Consider the following 22,799-nt stretch of genomic DNA (forward strand, 5'->3'; position numbering starts at 1 on the left):
CTCCCGCGCTCCGTTCAGGCGACCATGCTGTGCATGGGATCGACGCTAGCCGTGTCTATCGTGTGCATGGCCGGATTCGGCGATGCATGGTCCTGTGTCTGATGGCCGGTATCCGGGCTCAGCATGCCATCGCCAAGGAACACGACCGCCTCGCTCGCCAGCGCATTTGGATCCTGGCCTCCAAGGAAAGGCTCGTTCTTGATCAGTTCGGCCTGCACGAGCACTTCGTCGGAATAGATCCCGCCACCGGCATAGATGGTCTTGCCGGTATCCACGTCGACGATGCCGGCGTAGTTCATCAGGGCATTCTTGCCCGTCGAGATGGTCCAGTCCGCATCCGGACGTTCCGTCAGCGCGTTCATGGCCAGTGTCACCTGGTCATTGTCGCCCAGAATATTGGTCTGCTGGATGTAGTTGAGACTGAGCAAATCGCCGGAAATATAAAGGACTCTCAGACCCAACAATCCGGCAAAGGCGGCGTCGTGCATGAAGTCCTTCGACGACGGATTCTTGCCTTCGGACAGATCCTGCAGGGCCGACAGGTAGCTTTCAGGCATCGGATTCACCGGACCGGCGCCCCCGGCTTCAACGATGCTGGCATAGTTCCAAAGCAGGTTGCCGCCCGTCGTTACAGACCCATGGCCGCTCATCTGGAAGCCGCCAACGGCCCCGATGAAATCGTTGTCGAGCAGGATGTTGGTCTGCTGGATGATGTTGGCGTCAAAGACGTTTCCGCCCACGAAGATAAGGTCGAAGCGATACCCCAATTCCAACAGCGAGAGCTGGTTGGCGGCCGTGTTGTCGCCGGCGATGATCGAGAGTTTGGAACCGGAAGCTGCCAGGATAGCCGTGTCGTTGTCAGACATGAAGGTAAATTGCTGGTGCCAATTCACCATCATCAGGTCGCCCTTGATTTCGGTGATGGCCCAAGCCTTGGGAAAGACATTCGTCTCGTTTTGGGCGGTCTGCGTCGACTCGACATGCTTGAACGACGCGATATTGAACGCCTCGGTCACCTTTTGCGCCGCCAGGTCCCCGCCGGTGAGTGCCGCACCCACGGCATCGTTGTCGGAGTAGACGTTGGTCTGGATGATGGCGTTGAGCTGGACGTGGTCGCCGGCAACCGCAAGCACGTTCGCTTGCAGCCAGTTGCTTGTAATGACGACCTCGTTGACCAGCGTGTTGCTGCCGGCATCCAGTTCAACCGAAGCTGCAATCGGAACAGCACCCTCGCCATGCGCGACAGCACCGCTGGCTTCCTTCGGGCTATTCGTCAGTTCAGGCTCATCCGATGTGTTCGACGACTCGTCTGGGTTCGGCAGATGATCCTTGAGAACCGGCGCCTTATCAACGAGCTCGCCGTTCACATAGATGCCTTCAAGCGTGTCACCCTTGGCGACGAATTGGCTGGCGGCCAGCCCGTTCACTTGTCCCGTGTCGTCAGAAGAATAGGCGTCAAGCGTCGCGGCGGTCGTCGTAACCAGGCTGGCGATCGTGGCGCCGGAACCGGCAACGTCCACGGGGCCGAGCGGTGAGACCTGCTGCGCGGCGTCGATGAGTTGGGCCATCGTCGCGCTGTCGTCGATATGCAGGCCGGATTTCAATCCATGCCCACCCATATCGACGAAATCATTGTCCGAGAGTTCGACGGTCTGTTGGCTGTAGACCACCACCGATCCCGGGGGATTGATGACGTGCGTGGTGCCGGCATAGGACGCCTTGGAGGACCATGCCTGTATCCCACCTTCGGGGCCGTTGCCGCCCATCACGCCTTCCGTGAGCGGGTACTCCGGGAGAGGCAAGCCTGCATAGCCACTCGGAACAGGCCCATAGATGTCCATGTCAAGCGGGCGGTAGGGAACGTCGGGATTGAAGTCGTCGAGATCGTAGGGAGCCTGCACCTTGACGGGCGCGGTCTCGATAACCTTTAGGTCCTTGTGAACGTCGCGTGCCGGATCGAATTTCTCGTGCGCCTCGCGCATGCGGGCGTCTTCGGTCGAGAGTTGGAAGAGACCGATGAAATGGGCGATGGTTTCGGAGATTTTGGCGGAGTACATGGTCAGGGCCTCCTTTTAGTAGCCGGTAGTGCCCTTAGCGTATCGGGTCATGACGGGCTGCGCGGTAACCCGCGCAGCCCTGTTCGAAGCCGATTGCGAACCGTCGAACCGGCCGCGTCATCTCACAATCAGCTGTTGTCGTCGTGACCGATCACGTCGGCATGGTAGTCGCCACCGACGACCGTCATGTCGATCGTATTGCCTTGCAGGTTCGCGCCGAGCACGATCTGCTGGTTGAAGGCGTTGGTGTCGATCGTGGCATCTGCCGTCGCCTGGGAAAGCCCCTCGACCACAGAGTCGCCACCATTGTAGGAGCCCCAAGTGCCGGCATTTCCGCCTGCACCACCATCGCCATTGGTCGCGAAACCGCCGTTGCCGCCGGCACCACCGTCGCCGCCCCAGGCGTCGCCGCCGTAGGCAGCACCGCCCTCACCGCCACTGGCCCACGAGCCCGTGAGAGCAAGACCGCCGAGGCCATGACCACCGGTCGCCGCGCCACCGGTCCCGTCGCCGCCATAGGCATCGCCCGTGGCTCCGCCATTTGCGCTGGCACCGCCGCCGGCACCGCCGTCGCCACCGTAGCCAACGCCTGCGCCGTAGCCGCCACCGGCCCCGAAGCCCGCGCCGAGAGCATTGCCGCCATCGCCGGCATCGCCCGATTCGCCACCGTCAGCGCTGCCGGTCTTGCCGAGCGCAACACTGTTGCCGTCGCCGCCAGCACCGCCGTCGCCGCCGTCACCGGCGAAGTTCAGGATCGGCAAGATAAAGCCGCCAGCATCGCCGCCGTCACCAGCGTCACCGCCGTCGCCGCCGTCACCGTTGCCGCTTTGGACGTTGCCGGACTGGCCGCCGGCCCCTGCCGTGCTGTCGCCACCATCGCCGCCGCCTGCTGCGCCGACACCGAGGCCAACACCCAGGCCCAGGCCAACGCCGAGACCAGCAGCACCGGCGCCACCGGCACCACCGGAAGCTGCACCGCCATTGGCATCACCGCTGGTGCCATCAGCGCCGACGCCAACGCTGGCTGCGATACCGCCAAGGCCATGCCCGCCGGTTGCGTCGCCGTCATTGTCGGAATCACCGCCCTCACCCTTGCCGCCAGCCGCAAAGCCGCCGACCGTGTGACCGCCGTCTCCGCCGTCACCACCGTTGGCATAGGCCTTGCTTCCGCCCTCGCCACCGTCTGCTCCGGATTGAATGCCGTCACCCGACTTGGCGATACCGCCCCAGGCGCTGCCGTTCTGGTTCAGCGTTCCGCTGTTGTGAATGTTTTCGGCCTTGTCATCATCCGACATGATGGCGTTCTGGCTGAAGACGTTGGCAACGTTGTTGTTGCCGTTGAGCGACTCATTCAAGATGTCCTTGAAGCTCGTGCTCGCCATGCCGTCGATCTTGGAGTGATCGATGTCGTTGAAGTCGTCATCAGACGGCTTGTAGCCGTCTAGGTCGAGATCGACCTTAACGTCGACGTGGGTCTTGCTGTCGACGTCGACATTGGTCTTGCTCTCGTTGAAGTTGGCGTTCAGGTTGCCGTTGGCATTCAGGTTGCCATTGCCATTGAAGTTGCCGTTACCGTTCAGGTTGCCGTTACCGTTCAGGTTGCCGTTGCCGTTACCGTTCAGGTTGCCGTTACCGTTGTGGTTGAACGATTCACTTGTCTGAGACTGATCTTGGCCCTGACCTTGGCCCTGATCCTGTCCTTGTCCCTGGCCCTGATCTTGTCCCTGGCCCTGACCCTGGCCTTGTCCTTGGCCCTGGCCCTGAAGCTCAAGCTGAGCCTGCAACTCCGCCTGCCCTTGACCCTGGCCCTGACCCTGATCCTGGTCTTGGCTTTGATCCTGGCTCGGGTCCCATGGGAATAGAATATTCTTGTCCTTGCTCATAACGATCACCTCAAGTTGAGGCCGCCATAGCCGAACCGCATTCTTCTCTTACGCGGATTTGGGCCATAGGCGGGCTGCGGTTGGATTTGATGAAAGTTGAATCCTCCGAGGCGCTTCGCGCCTATATGCTCTAATATGCAATCACTTTAATATTGGGCTGCCTCTCCCTCCACTTGGCGGAGAGCAGCGGATTCAGGTTCTAAAAAGGGCATTCTCCCATTCGCTGCAGTACTAGCCCTTTAAGGCCTGAACACGTTCTGCTCGCCGATTGCGGAGGCAAGTCTGTCGCAAACAGACATGCGTTGTAAGCTGCCACTTCGGGCTAGCCTTGCCGGGGTAGCGCCGACTTTTCCGCCTCTCCGCCCAATGTATTATCTATTAGAAACAGCTTTTAAACGGATTCCTAGTGCGTGGCCGAACCGGCACCGAATGCGTGCGCTGCATAGCTGTATTGAGAGAATTTACTGATGGCGGGAATGCGCTATTCTGGAACAGAATGGTAACAGCAAGCTCGGCAGGTCCCCATGGCGAGATTTCACGACATCCTTCTCCTTATCGGACAGCTCAACTACACCTGGACCAACACGGAAAGCCTGCTCATCTATCTGATCGCCGGTCTTGCGCGCGTGGACAAGGAAACTGCGATCGTCATCTTCCTGACGCTGAACACGACGCGGGCTCGCATCGAGCTGGTCGAGCGATTGGCCAAAGTAAACAAGACACCACTGAACCAGCGGCAGGAAATCCTCGCGCTGACCCAGCAGCTGGCCCGGCAAGCGAAGCTTCGAAACAAATACAGTCACTGCATCTATTCCTTCGACGAGAACGGGGATCAGGCCAGCACCCAGCTGATGGCGATCTTCGACAGCAAAGACACTATTAAGTATGGCAAGATCGAGCAGATCAACGATGCAGAGATCTCCCGGATCAATGAAGTCATCGAGCAGCTCCAGGAGGTCAACAGGGAGATCTGGTCGATCGTCGAGCGCTACTCCTTCCCACGGTGAGGCGCGACTACCCCGCAAGGGTTACCTGAAACACTAGAACGTCCCCGTGTCACAAAGTGAGACGGAGGCGGGTTTTCCCGCCCGGCAGTTGTCGTCCATCCTTAATTCAACCGTATTGTCCCGGCATCGCGTCACTGACGGTGAAGCGGAGGCGGACGGATGGCTCGAATGGCGGACGATGGGCGTTTCACGAGCCGCGAAGCGCGCATCGACGCCGCGGCGCATCGCCTGCTCGATCGGCTTCCGGCGACCGGCCTTCTCGGCGGCCTGACGGAATTCCTGGTGTTCGGCATCAAGCAGGCCTTCGCCTGCCTCTTCGGCGGTGCCATGCTTGCCCTCATCCTCGCGACGAAGTTGTTCTGGCCGGAGCACTTGGGCCTTGCCCGCTATGATTTTCTTTTTCTCGCAGCACTTGCCATCCAGATCTCTCTGCTCGTCTTCAAGCTTGAGACGATTGCCGAAGCCAAGGTCATCCTGATCTTCCACATCGTCGGCACGGTGATGGAGATCTTCAAGACGTCGGTCGGATCCTGGATCTACCCGGAGCCAAGCATCTTCCGCATCGGCGGCGTCCCGCTGTTCTCGGGCTTCATGTATGCCGCCGTCGGCTCCTATCTCGCCCGCGTGACCCGAATCCTCGACATGCGCTACACCGGCTATCCGCCGCTTTGGGCGACGATGCTGCTCGCCTTGGCGATCTATGCCAATTTCTTTACGCACCATTTCATCATCGACCTGCGCTACGCGCTGTTTGCGATCACGGCGGCCCTGTTTCTGCGCACGACGGTACACTATCGCGTCTTCCGGTTTCGGCACCGCATGCCGTTGCTTTTCGGATTTCTGCTGGTCGCCCTGTTCATCTGGTTTGCCGAGAATATCGGCACCTGGTCGCGCGCCTGGATCTATCCCTCGCAGCATGACGGGTGGATCCCAGTATCGCTCCAGAAGCTCGGCGCCTGGTACCTGCTGATGATCCTGTCCTTCGTGCTGGTCACGCTCGTCCATCGGCCGCGAACATACGTGGTGACAACGGAAGGCGCATCGACCGCAGACGTTGCGGCGGCCGTAGGAAGTCCCGCTGCTTCCGGGTGAGCACACCGCGAGAGTTGCAAAACACGCCTCCGTGGAAAACGATACCGAATCAATCGCTATCGCAACGGAGAGACACATGCGGCGTTTCTTTCTCGGCCTGCTGGCGCTCGGCGTTCTCGCAGTCGTCTCTCTCATTGTCCTGCCGAGCTTCGTTTCCAGCGACTGGATGCGCGCCGAGCTCAGCCGCCAGCTCTCGAGCGCGACGGGCAGTTCGATCGCGCTCAAGGGTCCGGTCCGGCTCTCCGTCATCCCCCATTTGGCCGTGGTCGCCGAGGACGTCTCGCTCGATGCGCAAAGCGATGGCGTGACGGCCGAGATCGGCGAAGTCGCGGGCTCCGTGACGCTCTCCTCGCTTTGGTCGGATCGCCTGCACGTCAAGGAGGTCAAGCTCACCCGGCCGGTCGTGGTGATGCGGCAGAAATCGGAAAACGCATCGTCAGCGGAAGACGGCAGCGGCGGCAACGCCGAGGCCAAGCAGAACGACCCGCTCGCGGCCCTGGTCGCCTTCCTCGAACGAAGCGCCATCGATACGATTTCGATCACCGAGGGCACGCTGAGACAGGAGAACGCCGCCGGGACGGATGAGGTCGCCAGCGATCTCGACCTGACACTCCAGGCCCCTGACATCGACGGCGAGCTTTCGCTTTCGGCCGGTGCCCGGCTTGAAGACCAGCGTTACCAGCTCTCTCTCTCCGTCTCCCCGCTTCGTCCTCTCCTTGAACGCAAGCCGGCCGACCTCAGCCTCTCGGTGGAAGCCGACCCCCTGCTTGCGCCGGGTCTGACCGCGCTCAAGGCCAGCGGACAAGTGGCGCTCAACAGCAACGGCAGCTATCAGATCCGTGGCGGCAAGCTGCTTGTCGGAGAAGAGGAGCTCAATCTCGACGCGCTGTTTGTACCCGGTGAGCGGCCGCGGTTTCTGGCCGACCTCAGCGCCGATCAGCTGGATTTCAGCCGGTTTGTCGAAAGCGGCGCCGCGGGGTCGTCGCAACCGGCAGGGCAATCTGAAAAACAGTTGGCATCGGTGGGCCTGCAGGCACTCGCCGGCTTCGATGCCGATGTCAGCGTCACTGTGGGCGCCATTACGGTCAACGATGTTTCCGCCTCCGATGTGGCATTGACGGCAACGCTGAAGGATGGGCTGCTGACGACCCGGCTCGAGCATCTCAGCATGGACGCCGGCGGCATTTCGGCCGACATCACCGCCGACGTCCGCAAAAGCGAGCCGACGTTCAAGGGCCGTGTCGCGAGCAAGGGGCTCGACGTCTCCAAGCTCGCAAGCCTTGCCGGCCAGACGGTTTCACTGTCCGGAACGCTTGCGATGGATACCGGGTTTGCGTTCCGCGGTCTCGGCGGAGATGCATTCCGCAAGACCGTCAACGTGAGCGGCAATGCGAGCCTGCGTGACGCCACCTTCGTAGCACCCGGCGTCACCGACCCATCGATGAGCGAGGTGAAGATCAAGAAGCTGGCGGTCAAGATCGACGATCTTACCAAGCCTGTGCTCCTTGCCGGCAACCTGGTCTGGCGCGGAAAAGCGGTCGATGCCGATTTGCGGCTGCCGGTCCGAGACCTGCTATCGGGCTCTGTTCCGGGTGAATTGCCGCTGAAGCTTGACCTGCGCATGCCGGAAGCGACACTCTCCCTTGACGGCAAGGCGGCGCTTGCGGGCAGCTATTCCGGCAAGGTGAACTTCGCTTCAGCTGATCTGCGTGGGCTTCTTGCCTGGATCGGCCAGGGCGGTGGCGACAGCATCGCGCAATTCGCCTTCAAGGGCGACGCCAACGCAAGCGCCTCCGGCGTTGCGTTTCAAAAGGCCACGTTGTCGGTCAATGGTGTCGAAGGAACCGGCAACGGTTCCGTGGAGCTGGGCACGCCGCTCAAGATATCCAGTGCGCTCCATTTCGCCGAACTGGACCTGGCGCGGCTTGCCGGCGCACGTCCCGCATCGCCGCAAACGAAGGGCAAAGCAACTAGCCCTGCTCCAGACTCACCGCTGGATCTGTCGTCGCTTCGCACGATCGATGCATCCATCAAGGTCGATGCGGAGAAGCTCGGCTACGGCCGCGTCTTTGCCGGACCGGTGGCAACGACCTTAGTCATCTCCGAGGGGGTGGCCCGGCTCGACCTTCCCGAAAGCCCTTTCTACGGCGGTCGGATGGCCGCGAACCTTAGCGCTGATGGCACGGGAGAAGAGGCGTCGATCGCCCTGAAAGCCTCGATCGCCGGGGCCTCGGCCGCCCCGCTTCTGATCGACCTTGCAAATTTCAAGCATCTCGAAGGCGCATTGCAGGCCCAGTTCGACATCACGGGCGCGGGCACCACGACTGGAGCGCTCAAGCGCGCGCTCGAGGGGTCGGCGAACGTACGCTTTTCCGACGGCGCGATCCGCGGCATCGACGTCGCCGATGTCTACAACAACCTCGTCGGCCTGATGTCGTCGGGCTTCAAGCAGAACGAAAACAAGGCGACCGGCTTTACCGAGCTCGGGGCATCCTTTGCCATCGAGAACGGCGTCGCACGCACCGACGATATCAAGCTCATCGGCCCTTTGGTGCGTATGAGCGGCAGCGGTGCGGCAAACCTTCCGGACGACCAGCTGAACTTCCGCCTGGATCCGCGCGTCGTCGCCTCACTGGAGGGACAAGGCGCCGATATCGCCACCGAAGGCATCGGCGTGCCTGTGATAATCGAGGGTTCCTTTGCAGCCCCGCGCATCTATCCCGATCTCTCAGGCCTGCTGAAGAACCCGGACGCCGCGCTCTCGGCTTTGAAGAAGCTGGGATTGCCGACTGGAAAATTGAAACTCGACGAGCTTCTCTCCGGCGGCGGGAAGGCGGGAACGATCCGCGACATCATTGGCGGCGCCATCGGCGAGCCTCCCAAAGAGGGAGGAGATCAGCTCTCGATCGAAGAGATCATCGGCGGCAACGCGACCGAGGGCAGCGAAACGCCGCCCGCGCCCCCGGCTGAGGAGCAAGTCGTGACACCCGACGTTACCACCGAACAACCGGCGCCGGAGGGGCCGCAGCCCGGCCAGCAACCGGCCGCCGAGGCGGAGCAGCCTGCCGAGGAAAGCGGCACCTTGGGAAAGCTGTTCAACCAGCTTCTGCAGTGATCCGCACGTAGAGCGCCTTCGCTTCATCGATCCGGCGACCGTTAGGCCCGCCGAGAGGCATCATGCCAGAAGTTCGTATTTCCGAAGGATTGTCGCGATCTGCTCGTCCTGCTCTCCGTTCGGAAGCAGCGCCGGCTGGCGGCTGGCGCCGACGGAGGCGTCCTGCAGGAAGAGCGCGCGCTTGACCATGGCCGGAGCGAAACCCAGCGCGTAGAGGTCGGTGCGAAAAGCGGCGAAAATCGCCTGCTGCTTTTCGGCCTCGCCGATCTCACCCGCATTGAAAGCCTTCAGGATGCCCGCAAGCACATGCGGCATGGCGTTGCCGAGGCCCGAAATGCAGCCGGCCGCACCGTTCTGCAGCGCCCAGAGTACGAGATGGTCGGGGCCGGAATAGACCTCGAAACCGGCGACCTCCTTGGCAACTTGCAGATAGGCTTCCAGCGTCTCCTTTGCACCGCCGGAATCCTTGATCCCGGCGATGTTGCCGTGGCCGGCGAGCGTCCGCGCGGTGTCGGGCTCAATATGGTTCTGCGTGCGGGCCGGAATGTCGTAGAGGTAGACGGGCGTCTTCACGGCATCGGCGACGGTCGAGAAATGGCGGACAAGGCCATCCTGCGTGCAGGCGATGAAGAAAGGCGTGATGACGGCGATCCCGTCGACGCCGATGCGGTCGAATTCGCGGGCGAGCTTCACCGTCTCGAAGGTTGCCGGCATGCCGGCATTGACGATCACCTTGACGCGACCGCCGACCTCGTCGACGACTTCCTCGGTGAGGCGCACCTTCTCCTCAAACGTGAGCGCGGAGAAGTCGCCATTGGTTCCGGCGCACATGATGTTGTTGCCGGCCGCGACCTGGCGGCGGACCTGGGCGCGCGTCGCCTGGTAGTTGATGGTCTCGTCCTCGTTGAAGCACGTCACGAGGGCGACATAGGCTTGCTTGGTCATTCCATGTTCCTTTGAGTAAGCTGCGTCTCAGGAGGCGCGCTGCAAGCGGGCGGCACGATGCGCGGCCTGGACGTCGGGATCCGGGTCGAGGCCAGCGGCGAGCAGTGCACGCGTGTAGTCTTGCTGCGGCGTCTCGAACACGTCGCGCACCGTTCCAAGCTCCACGATGTTGCCTTTCTGCATGACCATGACGTGGTCGGCAAAATCGCGCACGACCGGCAGGTCATGGGCGATGAAGATGAAGGCGATGCCCATTTCCTTGCGCAGCCTGTCGAGCAGCGCGATCACCTGGGCCTGGACCGAGACGTCAAGCGCCGAGACCGCCTCGTCACAGATGATGAGCTGCGGTTCGAGCGCAAGTGCGCGGGCGATCGCGATTCGCTGGCGCTGGCCGCCGGAGAACTGATGCGGGTAGCGGCCCATGTGCTCCGGACCGAGACCGACCTGCACCAGAAGCTCAGCCACGCGCTCGCGCCATCTCGCCTTGGGCAGGATATCCGGATGGATGACCCAGGCCTCGGAAATCAGCTGATAGACCGTCATGCGCGGATTGAGCGACTGCGTCGGATCCTGGAACACCATCTGCAGGTCGCGGCGCAGCTTGTAGAGTTCGGCGGGCGACATGGTGAAGAGGTCGCGGCCCTTCCAGAGGGCGCTGCCGCCGTCCGGTTCGTCGAGGCGCAGCAGGATGCGCGCCAGTGTCGACTTGCCCGAGCCGCTCTCGCCGACGACGGCCATGGTCTCGCCGGGCATGAGATCGAAGGACAGACCCTTCAGGGCCTCGAAGGCGCCATAACGCTTGCGCACGTCGCGGACCGAGAGGACAGGCGCGGCGCGACCCGCGGGCGCGTGCATTTCGCCCTTGCCCGGGGCGGCGGCAATGAGCTTCTTGGTATAGGGATGCTGCGGGTTCTTATAGACTTCGCGCACCGTGCCGGCCTCGACCAGAACGCCTTTCTCCATCACCACGACGCGGTCGGCGATCTCGGCGACGACGCCGAGGTCGTGCGTGATGATGAGTACGGCCATGCCGGTCTCGTGCTGCAATTCCTCGAGCAGTGCCAGCACTTCGGCCTGAACGGTGACGTCGAGCGCCGTCGTCGGCTCATCGGCAATCAAGAGGTCCGGGCGGAGCGCCAGCGCCATGGCGATCATGACGCGCTGACGCTGGCCGCCCGAGAATTCGTGCGGATACTTGTCCAGCGAACGCTCCGGGTCGGGGATGCCGACCCGCGTCAGAAGTCGCAACGCCTCCGAGGCGGCCTTTGCGGCATCGGTCCCGTGGGTGGTGAGCGCCTCGCGGATCTGCCATCCGACGGTATAGACCGGGTTGAGGTGGCTGAGTGGATCCTGGAAGATCATGGCGATACGGCGCCCGTTGACCTTGCGTCTTTCATGCGCCGGCATCGTCAGCAGGTCGACGCCGTCGAGCAGGATCTCTCCCGAACTGATGCGTCCCGGCGGCATGTCGATCAGGTTCATGATCGCCGAGGAGGAGACCGACTTGCCGGACCCGCTCTCGCCGAGGATCGCCAGCGTCTCGCCCCGGTCGAGATGGTAGGAGATGTTACGGACTGCCTTCACGACGCCGACAGCGGTGTGGAACTCGACCGAAAGGTCGCGGACTTCCAGAAGATGGTCAGCCATTCTTGCGACCTTTCATTTCGAGGCGCCAGCGCTGCACCGGATCGAGCGCGATGCGCAGCCAGTTCGACAAGAGGTTCAGCGACATGGTGGTGAGGATGATCGCAAGGCCGGGCCAGAAGGAAAGCCACCATGCGTTGGTGAGGTACTGGCGTCCCTGAGAGATCATCAGGCCCCAGGTGATCTCGGGCGGCTGGATGCCGATACCGAGGAAGGAAAGCGCGCTTTCGGCCAGCATCACATAGGCGAAATCCAGTGTGGCAAGCGTTGTCAGCGTCGGCAGCACCACCGGCAGGATGTGGCGGAAGAGGATACGCTTCTTCGATGCGCCCATCACGCGCGCTGCCTGCACGAACATGCGCTCGCGGATTTCCAGCACTTCTGCGCGCGTCGTCCTGAGATAGACCGGGATGCGCGTGATCGCCAGCACCAGCATCAGGTTGAGGATCGACGAGCCGAGAATATAAAGCACGATGACGGCGATCAGCAGCGACGGGAAGGACATGATGACGTCCGCGAGCCGCATGATGACCTGATTGACCCGCGGCGACGAGAAGCCGGCGACAAGGCCGAGGAAGGTGCCGATCGTCGCCGAGAGCGCGACGGCACCCGCGGCGACCATCAGCGTGTTCTGGGTGGCAACGATGATACGGGCAAGCAGCGGCCGGCCGAGCGCGTCCGCCCCCATCCACCAGACCCATCCGCGCTCCCAGTCGAAAGGCGCGGCGTTGCGCCCCCTGAGGTTCTGCTTGGTCGCGAGGTCGCCGAGCCAGCTCGGCCCGACGATCGCGAGGATCAGTACGAAAATCAGGAAGATCGCAGCGCAAAGTGCGAACTTGTCTGCAAGCAGCATGCGGAACATGCGTGTCGCGAAGCGGGGTTCATCGGCGAGGACGGTATCGGCGGTCTGCAAGGTCATGGTCGCCCCCTCAATACCGGATGCGCGGATCGAGCAGCGCATAGGCCAGGTCGATCAGCAGGTTCATGAGGAAGATCGCCAGCGCCGTGACGAGGATGGCGGCAAGTACGACGTTGAAATCGCGCTGCAGGATGGAATCGATCATCAGCTTGCCGACGCCTGGAAACCCGAAGATGGTTTCGACGATCACCGCGCCGTTCAGAAGGCTCGCCGCCTGATCGCCAATGACGGTGATGACCGGCAGCATGGCGTTGCGCAGTGCATGCACGAAGATGATCGGTCCGGATTTGACGCCCTTGGCGCGCGCCGTCTTCACATAGGCCGAGGACAATGCCCCGATCATCGAACCGCGCACCACCTGGACGATGATGCCGAAGGGCCGGATGAACAGGACCGAGATCGGCAGGATCCAATGAAGCAGAGACCCCGTGCCCGACGTCGGCAACCAGGCAAGGTTTACCGAAAAGACGACGATCGCGACGATGGCGATCCAGAAATCGGGAACGGAGGCGCCGACCAGCGAGATCAGCGAGGATAGCCGGTCGAAGAAGCCGCCGGCGCGGAACGCTGCAAGCGAGCCGACGACGATCGCAGCACCGGCAACGAGCGTCATGGTGATGACGGCAAGCCAGAGCGTCCAGGTGAATGCTTCCAGCACGACATCCAGGGCAGGACGCGCCTTGCGCAGGGATTCGCCAAAATCGCCAGTCACGACGTCGCCGACGTAACGGACGAACTGCACCAGCATGGGATCGTTCAAGCCGTGCAGTTCGCGGAACTGCGCCTTCATCTCCGCGGAGGCTTCGACCGGCAGGAACAAGGCGGCCGGATCACCCGTCAACCGCGACAGGAAGAAGACCATGACGAGCAGCCCGACGAGCGAGATCAGACTGGCCACGGCGCGTTTTCGAACGAATTTCAGCATGGCGCCCTCGAAGGAATCCGGCGGCAGGATCATCCCACCGCCTTGATTGCTGTTGTGACTGGCGAACCTGTCGTTCGCCAGGGCAGATTACTTGATCTTGATCTCCGAGAGCTGCAGCGTCCCGTTGGTCGCCATTGTCGGCTTGAAATCAAGCCGCTCGGAAACACGCGAGAAGCCGACCATGTGGAAGAGCAGGACGTCGGCGACGACATCGTCGTGCAGATAGGCGATCAGTTCGGACCAGAGCTTGGCACGTTCCTCGCCCACGGCAGCAGATGCCCGCTTGATCAGGTCATCGACCTTGGGGTCGGAAAAGCCGGACTGCGTGCCGTCGGTCGCATACTTGAAGAACATCGAGAACGACGGATCGCCCTTGGAATTGTCGTGCATGGCAGCGACGATCTGCGGACCACGGCCTTCCTTGAAGGGCTTCGAGTAGTACTGCTCGTGCTCGGCGACCTCGACGAACTTCAGCTCGACCTTGAAGCCGACTTCCTGAAGCTGCGCCTGAATGGCTTCCATGATTTCGGTTACGTTCGGGAAGTTTGCCGAACGGGCGATGATGGTGATCGGCGTCTCGACCTTCACGCCATCCGCCTTGGCTTCCTCTAGCAGCTTCTTCGCGCCTTCCGGGTCATAGGGGAAGACCTTCACGTTCGGGTTCCAGCCAAGTGTCGGCGGCGGCACAATCGCGGTGGCGAGCAGCGCACTATCGGGAACCAGCGTGCCGAGGAACGCCTGGCGATCGATCGCAATGTTCAATGCCCGGCGAACGCGGACATCGTTCAGCGGCTCGATATTGTGGTCGATGCGCAGATAGACGGTCTCGCTGTCGAGATAGGAGAAATCCGTTGCCGGATTGGTGGCGTCCAGCTGCGAGATCGACGGCGAAAGGTCGGCTTCGCCGGTCTGTACCATGGCCGCGCGCACCGAAGGATCGGCGCGGAAGAGATAAGTGGCTTCCGTGACCTCGGGCTTCGTGCCCCAATAGTCGTCGCGGCTCGTCAGCACGATCTGCTGCCCCGGCGTCCAGTTGGTGAGCTTGTAGGGACCGGTGCCGACGGGCTCGCGGATGAACTCAAGCGGCGTTTCCTCGGGCACGATCGTGACGAGAGACATCAGAAGCGGCAGGATCGGCTGGATCGGATCGGCGCTGAAGTCGATCGTGTAGTCGTCGACTACGGTGGGGGTCACCGTGATGCCGCCGAAATAGCGGCGCGACTCGCAGGTGTTCTTGTCGCTCATGATGCGATCGAAGCTGTGCTTGACATCCTTGGCGTCGAAAGTCGTGCCATCGGAGAACTTGACACCCTGGCGCAGATGAAAGCGCCAGCTGCCGTCCTCATTCTGTTCCCATTTCTCGGCAAGCCGCGGCATGACGCCCTTTTTGTCACGAACATCGAGCTCGGTCAGTGTTTCGCTGACGTTCTGCATGATGACGCGGCCGATGTTCGAGCGCGTGGCCATGCACGGCTCGAGCAGGTCAGCTTCTTCCGCAAGCACGATCTTGATCGGGCCTGATCCGGCAAGAGCGGGCGACAGGGCAGAACTCAGCATGAGTGCACTCAAGACAAATAGTTTCTTCACGGCATTTCCTCCCTAGTGAAATTCGTTCAGCCGGATGTTGCTTTTCCGGATCGCGCGGCGATCAGCGCCGCAAAACCGATGAGCCCGCCGCCGCAAAGGGTGGTGAGGGCAATGTGTTCACCAAACAGCGCGAAGCCGCCGAGAGCCACGAGCGGCAGGCGCAGGAAATCCACCGGCGCGACAATCGTGGCGGGCGCCAGCGAAAAGGCATGAGTCATCATCCCCATGCAGGCGGTTCCGACGACGCCTTGCAGCGCCAGAAGCGTCATCTCCCTTGCCCCGGGCATGGTCCAGAACGGCAGGGCGAAGAGAAGCGCGATCGGAACGGTCAACAGAAGGTTCCAGACGACAAGCGTCGAGGTCGAGTCGCCCTTCGACATCGACTTCAGGATCAGTTGAATGGTCGACTGGAGCACAGCGCCCGTAAGCGCAAGAAGGATGGCAGCACTGAAGCCGGTTCCGGAGGGGCCGATAATCAGCATTGCACCTGCGAAGCCAAGCGCCGCCGCGCCGATCATCGCCGGGCCGGGCTTTTCGCCCAACGCCAGCGCGGCGCCCAGCAACAGGAAGATCGGCGACGTGAAGGCGATGGCCGTCACGTCGGCAAGCGGACCCCAGCTGAAAGCGGCGAAGAATGCGACCATGGCGAGCAATTTGAATCCGGCACGGACCGCGTGTTGACGCAAAGGGTGGCTGGACCGGAGCACGGACGGACGCAGGACAACGAAGGGCAAAAGGATGACCGCACCGAAGAAGGCGCGGAAGAAGCCTATGACGAAGGGATGCACGGCACCGTTCAGTGCGCGCACGATCACCGCGTCGACTGCCGCCAGGATCGCGGCACCAACCGCAAACATGACTGCCATCTTAGCCCTATGGGGGCTGGCTTCCGGCATGAGACCCTCCTCCCGGCATCCTCTCGCCGGCTTGCTCAGACCATCCACCTTTCACTCAAGTTTGTCAAATTAATTCGTGATGTAAAATTCAACATGACTTCTACATAACAAATAATGATGTAAAATCAGTATTTTAATTGTTACATCGAAAAGACTGGCGCTATTTTGTAACTTTATCAAACTTGACAACTTTGAAAATTTTGCGATTTTCGAAGCACACAGGAGGAGCTCATGGACCCTGAAGAAATCGCCCACGGCATGAATGGCCTGCTTCAAACCGCCTCACCCGGGCGTATGGAAGCGCTTTTGCCTTCGCCGATGATCCAGAACCATGCTGCCTTCCTGCATCTGCTTTCAGATGGCGCACTGGCCTGTGCCTGGTTCGGCGGCACGCTCGAGGGCAAGTCGGATATCTCGATCTTTGCTTCCGTCCTGCCGAAGGACGCGACACAATGGGGTCCACCGCAGCGCCTGAGTTTCGACGCCGCGCATTCGGAGCAGAACCCGGTGCTCTTCACCGCGCCCGACGGCAGGCTGTGGCTCTTCCACACCTCCCAGCCCTCTGGCAATCAGGATGAGTGCCGGATCCGGATGGCCGAAGTCCGCCGCGATGCATCCGACCCGCTGGCGCTGACAACGACCGAGGGCCGCTATCTCGAACTCCCCCGCGGCTGTTTCATCCGCGCGCCGCTCGTGGTCCGCGGCGATGGCGCATGGCTGTTGCCGATCTTCCGCTGCGTTCAGCGCCCTGGCCAGAAGTGGAACGGAAGCCACGATACGGCAGCCGTCGGCATCTCGCTCGACCACGGCGTGACATGGCAATTGGAAGAATTGGCTCAGTCCATTGGCTGCGTGCACATGTCGCCGGTGTCGCTCGGTGACGGCCGCCTTGCCGCCCTCTTTCGCCGACGGCAGGCCGACTGGGTCTATAGGACCGAGAGCCTCGATGAGGGCCGAACCTGGTCAACGCCGGCGGCAAGCGACGTGCCGAACAACAACTCCTCGATCGCCGCCCTGCGCCTTGCCGACGGTCGGATCGCGATGATCTGCAATCCGGTCAGCGCGGCCGACACGGCCGAGCGGCGCGCCTCGCTCTATGACGAGCTCGGCGAGGACGACAGCCGGCCCGACGCAGACCCTGCGGGCGGCTGCGTTCCGATCTGGGGCGTTCGTCGCGCACCGGTCGCACTCTGCCTTTCCGAGGATGGCGGCAAGACCTTTCCCGTCCGGCTGCTGATCGAAGACGGTCCCGGCACGTGCCTTTCCAACGACTCGACCGACGGCCGCAACAGGGAGATGTCCTATCCCTGGCTGCTTGAAGGGCCGGACGGCGCCATGCACCTCGCCTACACCTACCACCGGCGCGCCATCAAATATGTTCGCCTGGCCCCTGGCTGGGACCACGCCGACCAACGGAGACCTTCATGAGCAACATCATCGGCATAACCATGGGCGACCCGTGCGGTGTCGGCCCCGAGATTTCGGTGCGCGCCCTCGCCGACATGGCGCAGCAAGAGCGCGACACCATCCGGATCTACGGCAATCTCGCCACGCTCGAAGCGGCCCGTGCGGCCCTCGGTCTCGAGATTGATCTCACGGCGCATGTCGTCGACCTGCCGATCGAAGGCGCACCGCTTCCCTGGGGACAGTTGAGCCCGGTCGCCGGCGACGCTGCCTTCCGCTTCATCGAAAAGGCGGTACGCGACGCCGAGGCCGGCGTCATCGGCTGCATCGTGACCGCGCCGATCAACAAGGAAGCCCTCAACCTTGCCGGTCATCACTATGACGGGCACACTGGGATGCTGCGCAGCCTCACGGGCTCGAAGGCAGCCTATATGCTGCTTGCCTCCGAGCGACTCAAGGTCATCCACGTTTCGACGCATGTGGCGCTGCAGGAAGCGATCCGGCGATCGACGACCGAGCGGGTTCTCGCCACCATTCGTGCCGGTGACGCCCACCTGAAACGCATCGGCTACGCAGCACCCAAAATCGCGGTCGCCGGCATCAATCCCCATTGCGGCGAGAACGGTCTCTTCGGCACCGAGGATGACGACCAGATCGCGCCTGCCGTCAAGGCCGCGCAGGCGGAAGGCATCGATGCCTATGGCCCGATCTCTGCCGACACCGTGTTCCACCGCGCCTATTCCGGCGCCTTCGATCTCGTGGTCGCGCAGTATCACGACCAGGGGCACATCCCGGTGAAGCTCGTCGCCTTCGACACCGCCGTGAACGTCTCGGTGGACTTGCCGATCGACCGCACCTCGGTCGATCACGGCACGGCCTTCGACATTGCCGGCAAGGGCATCGCCAACCACGGCAACATGAATTCCGCCATCGCCTATGCCCGCAAGCTCGTGGCGGGCGACGCCAAGCGAGGATGACCCGATGACCATCGCTCCGATTACCCTTCATCAGCCGCGGCGCCTCACCGTCGGCGCCGGAACGATCGCGGACGTCGGCGCCTGGGCGGCAGACGCGACCTCGACCCTCGTCATCGCAACGCCGATTACCGCAGGCTTCGTCGATCGCCTGAAGCTGTCCGGCCGCGTCACGGTGTTTGACGCCATCCCGGGGGAGCCCGATGTCGATACCCTCGACGCCGCGCTCGACGCCGCGCGTCAAAGCAAGCCGGACCTCATCGTCGGCCTTGGCGGCGGGTCGGTCCTCGACGTCGCCAAGCTGGTTGCCGTGCTGTGGGACTCGGAGCAGACGCTTGCCGATGTCGCCGGACCAAACCGGGTTCTGGGCCGCAACACGCGCCTTGCCCAGATCGCCACGACCGCCGGCACCGGCTCGGAGGCTGGTATCCGTTCGCTGATCACCGATCCGGCCAAGGGCAACAAGATCGCGGTCGAAAGCCCGCACATGATTGCGGACTTCGCCGTTCTCGATCCGGAACTCACCTATTCGGTGCCGTCGGCGGTCACCGCGGCCACGGGCGTCGACGCCATGGCCCATTGCGTGGAAGCCTTCACCAATCGCCGCGCCCATCCGATGATCGACGGCTTCGCCCGCATGGGCTTCAGGCTCGTCGGCAAGTATCTCGCACGCGCCGTCAAGGATGGTACCGATACCGAAGCCCGCGAAGGGATGATGCTTGCCTCCTATTACGGCGGCATCTGCCTTGGCCCGGTCAACACGGCCGCTGGCCATGCCATCGCCTATCCGCTCGGCACGCGGCTTCGCCTGCCCCATGGCCTGGCAAACGCCATCATCTTTCCGCATGTGCTTGCCTTCAACCAGTCGGTTGCTGCGAGCAAGACCGCGGAAGTTGCCGAGGCCTTGGGTCTTGGTGAAAGGCTTTCCACGCGAGAACTTCTGGACGCTGCCCGCGGCTTCTGCCGCAATCTCGGCATCGAAATGTCGCTCGCTGCCCACGGCGCAAATGCCGACGACTTGCAGCTCTACGCTAGCGAAGCCCACGCCAACCGTCGGCTGATGGACAACAACCCGATCGACATGAGCGTGGAGGATGTGCTCGCCGTTTACCGGGCAGCCTTCTGATCCATCGACCACTGCAAATCAAAACCCCGGCGCCTGCCGGGGTTTTCGCATTTGAGGTGACTACTTGGTTGCCTGGAACAGGCGCTCACGGGATCCGGCGAGATGGTCCTGCATGAGTTGTTTCGCCTTGGCGCTTTCACGCGCGGCAATGGCCTCGGCGATCGCCTCGTGCTCCGCAAAGACACGCGTCAGCCCGGCGGTCTCTCGCTTGACCGAAGCGCCGTGAAACCGCATGCCGACGGCGATGTGGTCCTTCAGCGCTTCCATCGCCGTGAAGAAATAGCTGTTCTGGGCGGCGCGCGCGATCGCGAGATGGAACTGGAAGTCCGCATCCTCCCGGTGCGATTGCCGGTTGGTGGCGTCGCGCATCAGTTCCAGTGCCTGGCGGATGGCGGCCAAGGTGGCGGCGTCGTGCCGTTCGGCCGCAGCAGCAGCCGCCGCCGGCTCGACCGTCAGACGGAACTCGTAGCAGTTCAGGAGATCAGCAACGTTTTCCAGTTGCCCGAAGCCAAGCGGCTCACGCATGCCGACGGCACGAACGAAACTACCGGCGCCACGACGCGAATAGATGAAACCCTGCTCGCGCAGCCGGCGCAGCGCTTCGCGGATGATGGGACGGGAAACCTCGAACTCGCTTGCCAGGTCGTGCTCGGTGGGCAAACGCTCATCCGGCTTGTAGGCGCCGGATTTGATCGCACGGTGCATGCGCTCAAAGACGAGATCGCCGAGGCTCTTGCGTGCTGTTCCGTTCTCCAGTCCCATCCGTCATCCCATCTTGCGGAGGACAGCCTCCGCGATTTCCTTAAGCGTGCCCGGCGCGCCGAATCCGCCGGACTTCGCGATGATGCAACGTCCATCGACCTCAGCCAAGCCCAGGCCCGGCAAGCATTCGCCAAGCAGCCGAAAACGCCGAATGGCCATTCTCTTCAAGACCGCCTCTGCGGTTGCTCCACCGGACAGAAGCAGTGTTCCTGCCGCTTCGACAAGGCTCGGACAAACGCCGTCGGCAAGCGCCTCGGAAACCGCCTCCGGCGTCACCTCTCCTTCGCCCGGCACCGCCTGAACGAGGGTAATCGCGCCGCCAGCGTCGGCTGCCCCCACAAGCCGCCCATTCGGCGCCGGCAAATAACATAGAGCGAGGGCACTGCGAAGGACGTCGATCTGGGCAAGGGTAATCGGATCGCGGGACCCGATGACGAACAAGGCCGGGCCGGCGGACACCGCGGCGGCCCGCGCCTGCGCTCCCGCACACATGCGACCGGCGAGCGCTTCGGCAAGGCCCCGCGCGCCGATCAGCAGATCCGTGCCGTTCCGTTCCGCATCCTCGAGCACGGCGCGCATCTCAGCTTCGGTGGATGCATCCGGGATCAAGGCTTTTGCCGCATGACGACCGAGCCTCTCGCCAACGGGAATGGGCGTGTCTACTCCAAAGCCTTGAACACGGCCGGACGTCACCACCCGGCCAAAGGCCGGAATGGCCGGCGCTACCAGCGCAGAATGAAAGGACATCACATCGAGTTCGGCGACAATGTTGCCCTTCAGACGCGAGTCGACCTTCTTGAAGATCCGCGAACCGGAAGGCAGCGCGGCGAGAGCGGCGGCGGAACGCTGCCTGGCACTTTCGGCGCTCAGTTCGCGCGAGCCGAGGTTGATCGAGAGCACGTCGGGGCCCACCCTCAGAGCATCATCAATTGCTTCGATCGCTAACGCGACTTCAACATAGAGACCCCTCGCAGCAAACGGGGCCGCAGCATCCAGTGCGCCGGTCAGGTCATCAGCGACAATGGCGAGCATCTAAAAGATCCAGAATATTTGTTGTTATCTTTATAACTATTCTTTCTATTGAAATGTCAAGATTTTTTGAATTTTAATTACAAATAATGGCACTTCTCGGCCACTGGCAGCCATCATGCTTCACGTTTCGCGCAGCAGATCCGTTTCATCCCGAAATGAGCAACAGCCGGCACGAGCTCTCAAAGGTGGGGCGCATCAGGCCCCGCCTGGTCTTCGTGGATGATTATGATCCCCTGGCACGCAGATTTCGGATAGGATACGGATCGGGATCACGGTCGGTGAGACGCGAGGCTTGCGGTTTCTTTGTCGGTGCTCTTGCGATGTTGCCCTCGCCAGCCAGGTGCCTCGGCTGCGGCCTTGACCTGGATGCGCCAACCAGTTGGCATGTCGAACTTGAAGTGGGTTCGCAATGACGATGAACACGAAATCAAACGATGCTGCAGCCAATCGCCTCAAGATCGGCTTCGTGCTCGCCCGATCGTTCACACTCTCGGCCTTCGCTCTCTTCATCGACACGCTTCGGCTGGCAAGCGACGAGCTCGACAAATCGGGCCGCGTGCGGGCCGATTGGCAGGTGCTTGGCAATACACGCCATCTGATCGCATCCAGCTGCGGGGTTCAGGTAGCGCCGACCTCGGACCTCGTCGATCCCGGCCAGTTCGACTACATCGTGATGGTTGGCGGCCTTCTCAAGAACGAACACCCGATCGACGACGAGACGGTCGCTTTCCTGAAGAAGGCAGCCGCAAAGAAAGTGCCATTGATCGGCCTGTGCACCGGGACCTTCATCCTGGCGGAAGCGGGGCTCATGGCGGGGCACGTCGTCTGTGTCAGTTGGCTCCACTATCAGGCGTTCCGTGAACGCTTCCCGGATCTGAAAGTTCGCTCGGACCGGCTCTTCAACCTCGACCGCACGCGCGGCTCCTGTGCAGGCGGCAGCAGTGCCGCCGATATGGCGGCCCATATCGTGCGTCTCCACATCAGCAGAGAGGCGGAGCGCAATGCGCTGGAGGTTTTGCAGATCGACAAGGCCCGCTCGCATCTTCATGTCCAGCCGAGAAAGCCGCTCGCGATCGAGAGCAACGACCCTCGTCTCAATGCTGCCCTGATCATCATGGAGCAGAATACCGAGAACACGATCTCGATCCCTGAACTGGCAGCCTCCGTCGGTCTGTCGCGCAGGCAACTCGAGCGCCTGTTCATGGAAAAAGCGAAGATGTCGCCCGCGCACGTCTACAGGAAATTCCGGCTGGAGCGCGCCAAGCACCTTCTTACCCAGACCGATGCCTCGCTCATCGAAATCGCCCTCGAAGTCGGCTTCGAAAGCGCGGGGCATTTTTCCAGGACATTCGCCAAGACCTTCGGCCAGTCGCCGCGCCAGATGCGCGCGACACTCTCGAAGTGAGACTTGCTTGACACTCGGGGGGCCCG

The 22,799-nt window shown here is 62.3% G+C and carries 17 protein-coding genes; 7 read left to right on the plus strand and 10 right to left on the minus strand.

Going from position 1 to position 22,799, the window contains the following annotated elements; translation table 11 throughout:
- Positions 1–14: 14 nt before the first annotated feature.
- A complete protein-coding gene (locus PWG15_RS30260; protein WP_275025243.1) occupies positions 15–2,057 on the minus strand; it encodes a type I secretion protein in 2,043 nt (680 codons plus the stop codon).
- A 128-nt stretch (positions 2,058–2,185) separates the two neighbouring features.
- The gene (locus PWG15_RS30265) at positions 2,186–3,940 is read right to left on the minus strand and encodes a hypothetical protein (protein WP_275025244.1); all 1,755 of its coding nucleotides are present in this window, start codon (positions 3,938–3,940) and stop codon (positions 2,186–2,188) included.
- 524 nt (positions 3,941–4,464) lie between these two features.
- Between PWG15_RS30265 and PWG15_RS30270 the strand changes: the two genes are divergently transcribed.
- The 3 genes from PWG15_RS30270 (at position 4,465) to PWG15_RS30280 (ending at position 9,154) form a co-directional block, all read left to right on the plus strand.
- Positions 4,465–4,947 (plus strand): hypothetical protein, encoded by a 483-nt coding sequence (locus PWG15_RS30270; RefSeq protein ID WP_275025245.1) that lies wholly within the window; start codon positions 4,465–4,467, stop codon positions 4,945–4,947.
- Positions 4,948–5,115: 168 nt separating this feature from the next.
- Positions 5,116–6,039, plus strand: a complete 924-nt coding sequence (locus PWG15_RS30275; protein ID WP_275027267.1) for a DUF817 domain-containing protein — start codon at positions 5,116–5,118, stop codon at positions 6,037–6,039.
- Between the two features lie 76 nt (positions 6,040–6,115).
- A complete protein-coding gene (locus PWG15_RS30280) occupies positions 6,116–9,154 on the plus strand; it encodes an AsmA family protein (protein WP_275025246.1) in 3,039 nt (1,012 codons plus the stop codon).
- A 60-nt stretch (positions 9,155–9,214) separates the two neighbouring features.
- Here the strand turns inward: PWG15_RS30280 and PWG15_RS30285 are convergent, their stop codons facing one another.
- The 6 genes from PWG15_RS30285 to PWG15_RS30310 form a co-directional block, all read right to left on the minus strand.
- Positions 9,215–10,099, minus strand: a complete 885-nt coding sequence (locus tag PWG15_RS30285; protein WP_275025248.1) for a dihydrodipicolinate synthase family protein — start codon at positions 10,097–10,099, stop codon at positions 9,215–9,217.
- A 27-nt stretch (positions 10,100–10,126) separates the two neighbouring features.
- Positions 10,127–11,746, minus strand: coding sequence for an ABC transporter ATP-binding protein (locus tag PWG15_RS30290; RefSeq protein ID WP_275025249.1), 1,620 nt, complete (start codon positions 11,744–11,746; stop codon positions 10,127–10,129).
- Positions 11,739–12,662: an ABC transporter permease gene (locus tag PWG15_RS30295; protein WP_275025250.1), complete on the minus strand. Its 924-nt coding sequence runs from the start codon at positions 12,660–12,662 to the stop codon at positions 11,739–11,741. Before PWG15_RS30295 ends, PWG15_RS30290 begins: the two co-directional genes overlap by 8 nt.
- 10 nt (positions 12,663–12,672) lie before the next feature.
- The gene (locus PWG15_RS30300; protein ID WP_275025252.1) at positions 12,673–13,587 is read right to left on the minus strand and encodes an ABC transporter permease; all 915 of its coding nucleotides are present in this window, start codon (positions 13,585–13,587) and stop codon (positions 12,673–12,675) included.
- Between the two features lie 87 nt (positions 13,588–13,674).
- Positions 13,675–15,144, minus strand: coding sequence for an ABC transporter substrate-binding protein (locus PWG15_RS30305; protein ID WP_425536834.1), 1,470 nt, complete (start codon positions 15,142–15,144; stop codon positions 13,675–13,677).
- Positions 15,145–15,200: 56 nt separating this feature from the next.
- The gene (locus PWG15_RS30310; RefSeq protein ID WP_275025256.1) at positions 15,201–16,070 is read right to left on the minus strand and encodes a DMT family transporter; all 870 of its coding nucleotides are present in this window, start codon (positions 16,068–16,070) and stop codon (positions 15,201–15,203) included.
- 231 nt (positions 16,071–16,301) lie between these two features.
- Here PWG15_RS30310 and PWG15_RS30315 point away from each other — a divergent pair, with 231 nt between their 5' ends.
- Genes PWG15_RS30315 through PWG15_RS30325 form a run of 3 tightly spaced genes read left to right on the plus strand, consistent with a single transcriptional unit; the run spans position 16,302 to position 19,574 of the window.
- On the plus strand, positions 16,302–17,498 hold the full coding sequence (locus PWG15_RS30315) for a sialidase family protein (protein ID WP_275025257.1): 1,197 nt from the start codon (positions 16,302–16,304) through the stop codon (positions 17,496–17,498).
- On the plus strand, positions 17,495–18,451 hold the full coding sequence (gene pdxA, locus PWG15_RS30320) for a 4-hydroxythreonine-4-phosphate dehydrogenase PdxA (protein WP_275025258.1): 957 nt from the start codon (positions 17,495–17,497) through the stop codon (positions 18,449–18,451). The genes PWG15_RS30315 and pdxA overlap by 4 nt, the downstream gene beginning before the upstream one ends.
- 4 nt (positions 18,452–18,455) lie before the next feature.
- Positions 18,456–19,574, plus strand: a complete 1,119-nt coding sequence (locus PWG15_RS30325) for an iron-containing alcohol dehydrogenase (protein ID WP_275025259.1) — start codon at positions 18,456–18,458, stop codon at positions 19,572–19,574.
- A 60-nt stretch (positions 19,575–19,634) separates the two neighbouring features.
- Here PWG15_RS30325 and PWG15_RS30330 read toward each other — a convergent pair whose 3' ends face one another.
- Together PWG15_RS30330 and PWG15_RS30335 are read right to left on the minus strand one after the other, a co-directional pair.
- A complete protein-coding gene (locus PWG15_RS30330) occupies positions 19,635–20,336 on the minus strand; it encodes a FadR/GntR family transcriptional regulator (RefSeq protein WP_275025260.1) in 702 nt (233 codons plus the stop codon).
- Between the two features lie 3 nt (positions 20,337–20,339).
- Positions 20,340–21,368: a four-carbon acid sugar kinase family protein gene (locus tag PWG15_RS30335; RefSeq protein WP_275025261.1), complete on the minus strand. Its 1,029-nt coding sequence runs from the start codon at positions 21,366–21,368 to the stop codon at positions 20,340–20,342.
- Between the two features lie 415 nt (positions 21,369–21,783).
- Between PWG15_RS30335 and PWG15_RS30340 the strand changes: the two genes are divergently transcribed.
- Positions 21,784–22,773, plus strand: a complete 990-nt coding sequence (locus PWG15_RS30340; protein WP_425536835.1) for a GlxA family transcriptional regulator — start codon at positions 21,784–21,786, stop codon at positions 22,771–22,773.
- Positions 22,774–22,799: the final 26 nt, after the last annotated feature.

Source organism: Ensifer adhaerens (assembly GCF_028993555.1).
Lineage (GTDB): Bacteria > Pseudomonadota > Alphaproteobacteria > Rhizobiales > Rhizobiaceae > Ensifer > Ensifer adhaerens_I.

Excerpts from the sequence above, each read along its gene's own strand:
- PWG15_RS30275 (WP_275027267.1), top strand. The coding sequence starts at position 5,116 with ATGGCGGACGATGGGCGTTTCACGAGCCGCGAAGCGCGCATCGACGCC.
- PWG15_RS30340 (WP_425536835.1), top strand. The coding sequence starts at position 21,784 with ATGAACACGAAATCAAACGATGCTGCAGCCAATCGCCTCAAGATCGGC.
- PWG15_RS30300 (WP_275025252.1), bottom strand. The coding sequence starts at position 13,587 with ATGCTGAAATTCGTTCGAAAACGCGCCGTGGCCAGTCTGATCTCGCTC.
- PWG15_RS30260 (WP_275025243.1), bottom strand. The coding sequence starts at position 2,057 with ATGTACTCCGCCAAAATCTCCGAAACCATCGCCCATTTCATCGGTCTC.
- PWG15_RS30335 (WP_275025261.1), bottom strand. The coding sequence starts at position 21,368 with ATGCTCGCCATTGTCGCTGATGACCTGACCGGCGCACTGGATGCTGCG.
- PWG15_RS30270 (WP_275025245.1), top strand. The coding sequence starts at position 4,465 with ATGGCGAGATTTCACGACATCCTTCTCCTTATCGGACAGCTCAACTAC.
- PWG15_RS30295 (WP_275025250.1), bottom strand. The coding sequence starts at position 12,662 with ATGACCTTGCAGACCGCCGATACCGTCCTCGCCGATGAACCCCGCTTC.
- PWG15_RS30330 (WP_275025260.1), bottom strand. The coding sequence starts at position 20,336 with ATGGGACTGGAGAACGGAACAGCACGCAAGAGCCTCGGCGATCTCGTC.
- PWG15_RS30265 (WP_275025244.1), bottom strand. The coding sequence starts at position 3,940 with ATGAGCAAGGACAAGAATATTCTATTCCCATGGGACCCGAGCCAGGAT.
- PWG15_RS30315 (WP_275025257.1), top strand. The coding sequence starts at position 16,302 with ATGGACCCTGAAGAAATCGCCCACGGCATGAATGGCCTGCTTCAAACC.
- PWG15_RS30285 (WP_275025248.1), bottom strand. The coding sequence starts at position 10,099 with ATGACCAAGCAAGCCTATGTCGCCCTCGTGACGTGCTTCAACGAGGAC.
- PWG15_RS30310 (WP_275025256.1), bottom strand. The coding sequence starts at position 16,070 with ATGCCGGAAGCCAGCCCCCATAGGGCTAAGATGGCAGTCATGTTTGCG.
- pdxA (WP_275025258.1), top strand. The coding sequence starts at position 17,495 with ATGAGCAACATCATCGGCATAACCATGGGCGACCCGTGCGGTGTCGGC.
- PWG15_RS30325 (WP_275025259.1), top strand. The coding sequence starts at position 18,456 with ATGACCATCGCTCCGATTACCCTTCATCAGCCGCGGCGCCTCACCGTC.
- PWG15_RS30290 (WP_275025249.1), bottom strand. The coding sequence starts at position 11,746 with ATGGCTGACCATCTTCTGGAAGTCCGCGACCTTTCGGTCGAGTTCCAC.
- PWG15_RS30305 (WP_425536834.1), bottom strand. The coding sequence starts at position 15,144 with ATGCTGAGTTCTGCCCTGTCGCCCGCTCTTGCCGGATCAGGCCCGATC.
- PWG15_RS30280 (WP_275025246.1), top strand. The coding sequence starts at position 6,116 with ATGCGGCGTTTCTTTCTCGGCCTGCTGGCGCTCGGCGTTCTCGCAGTC.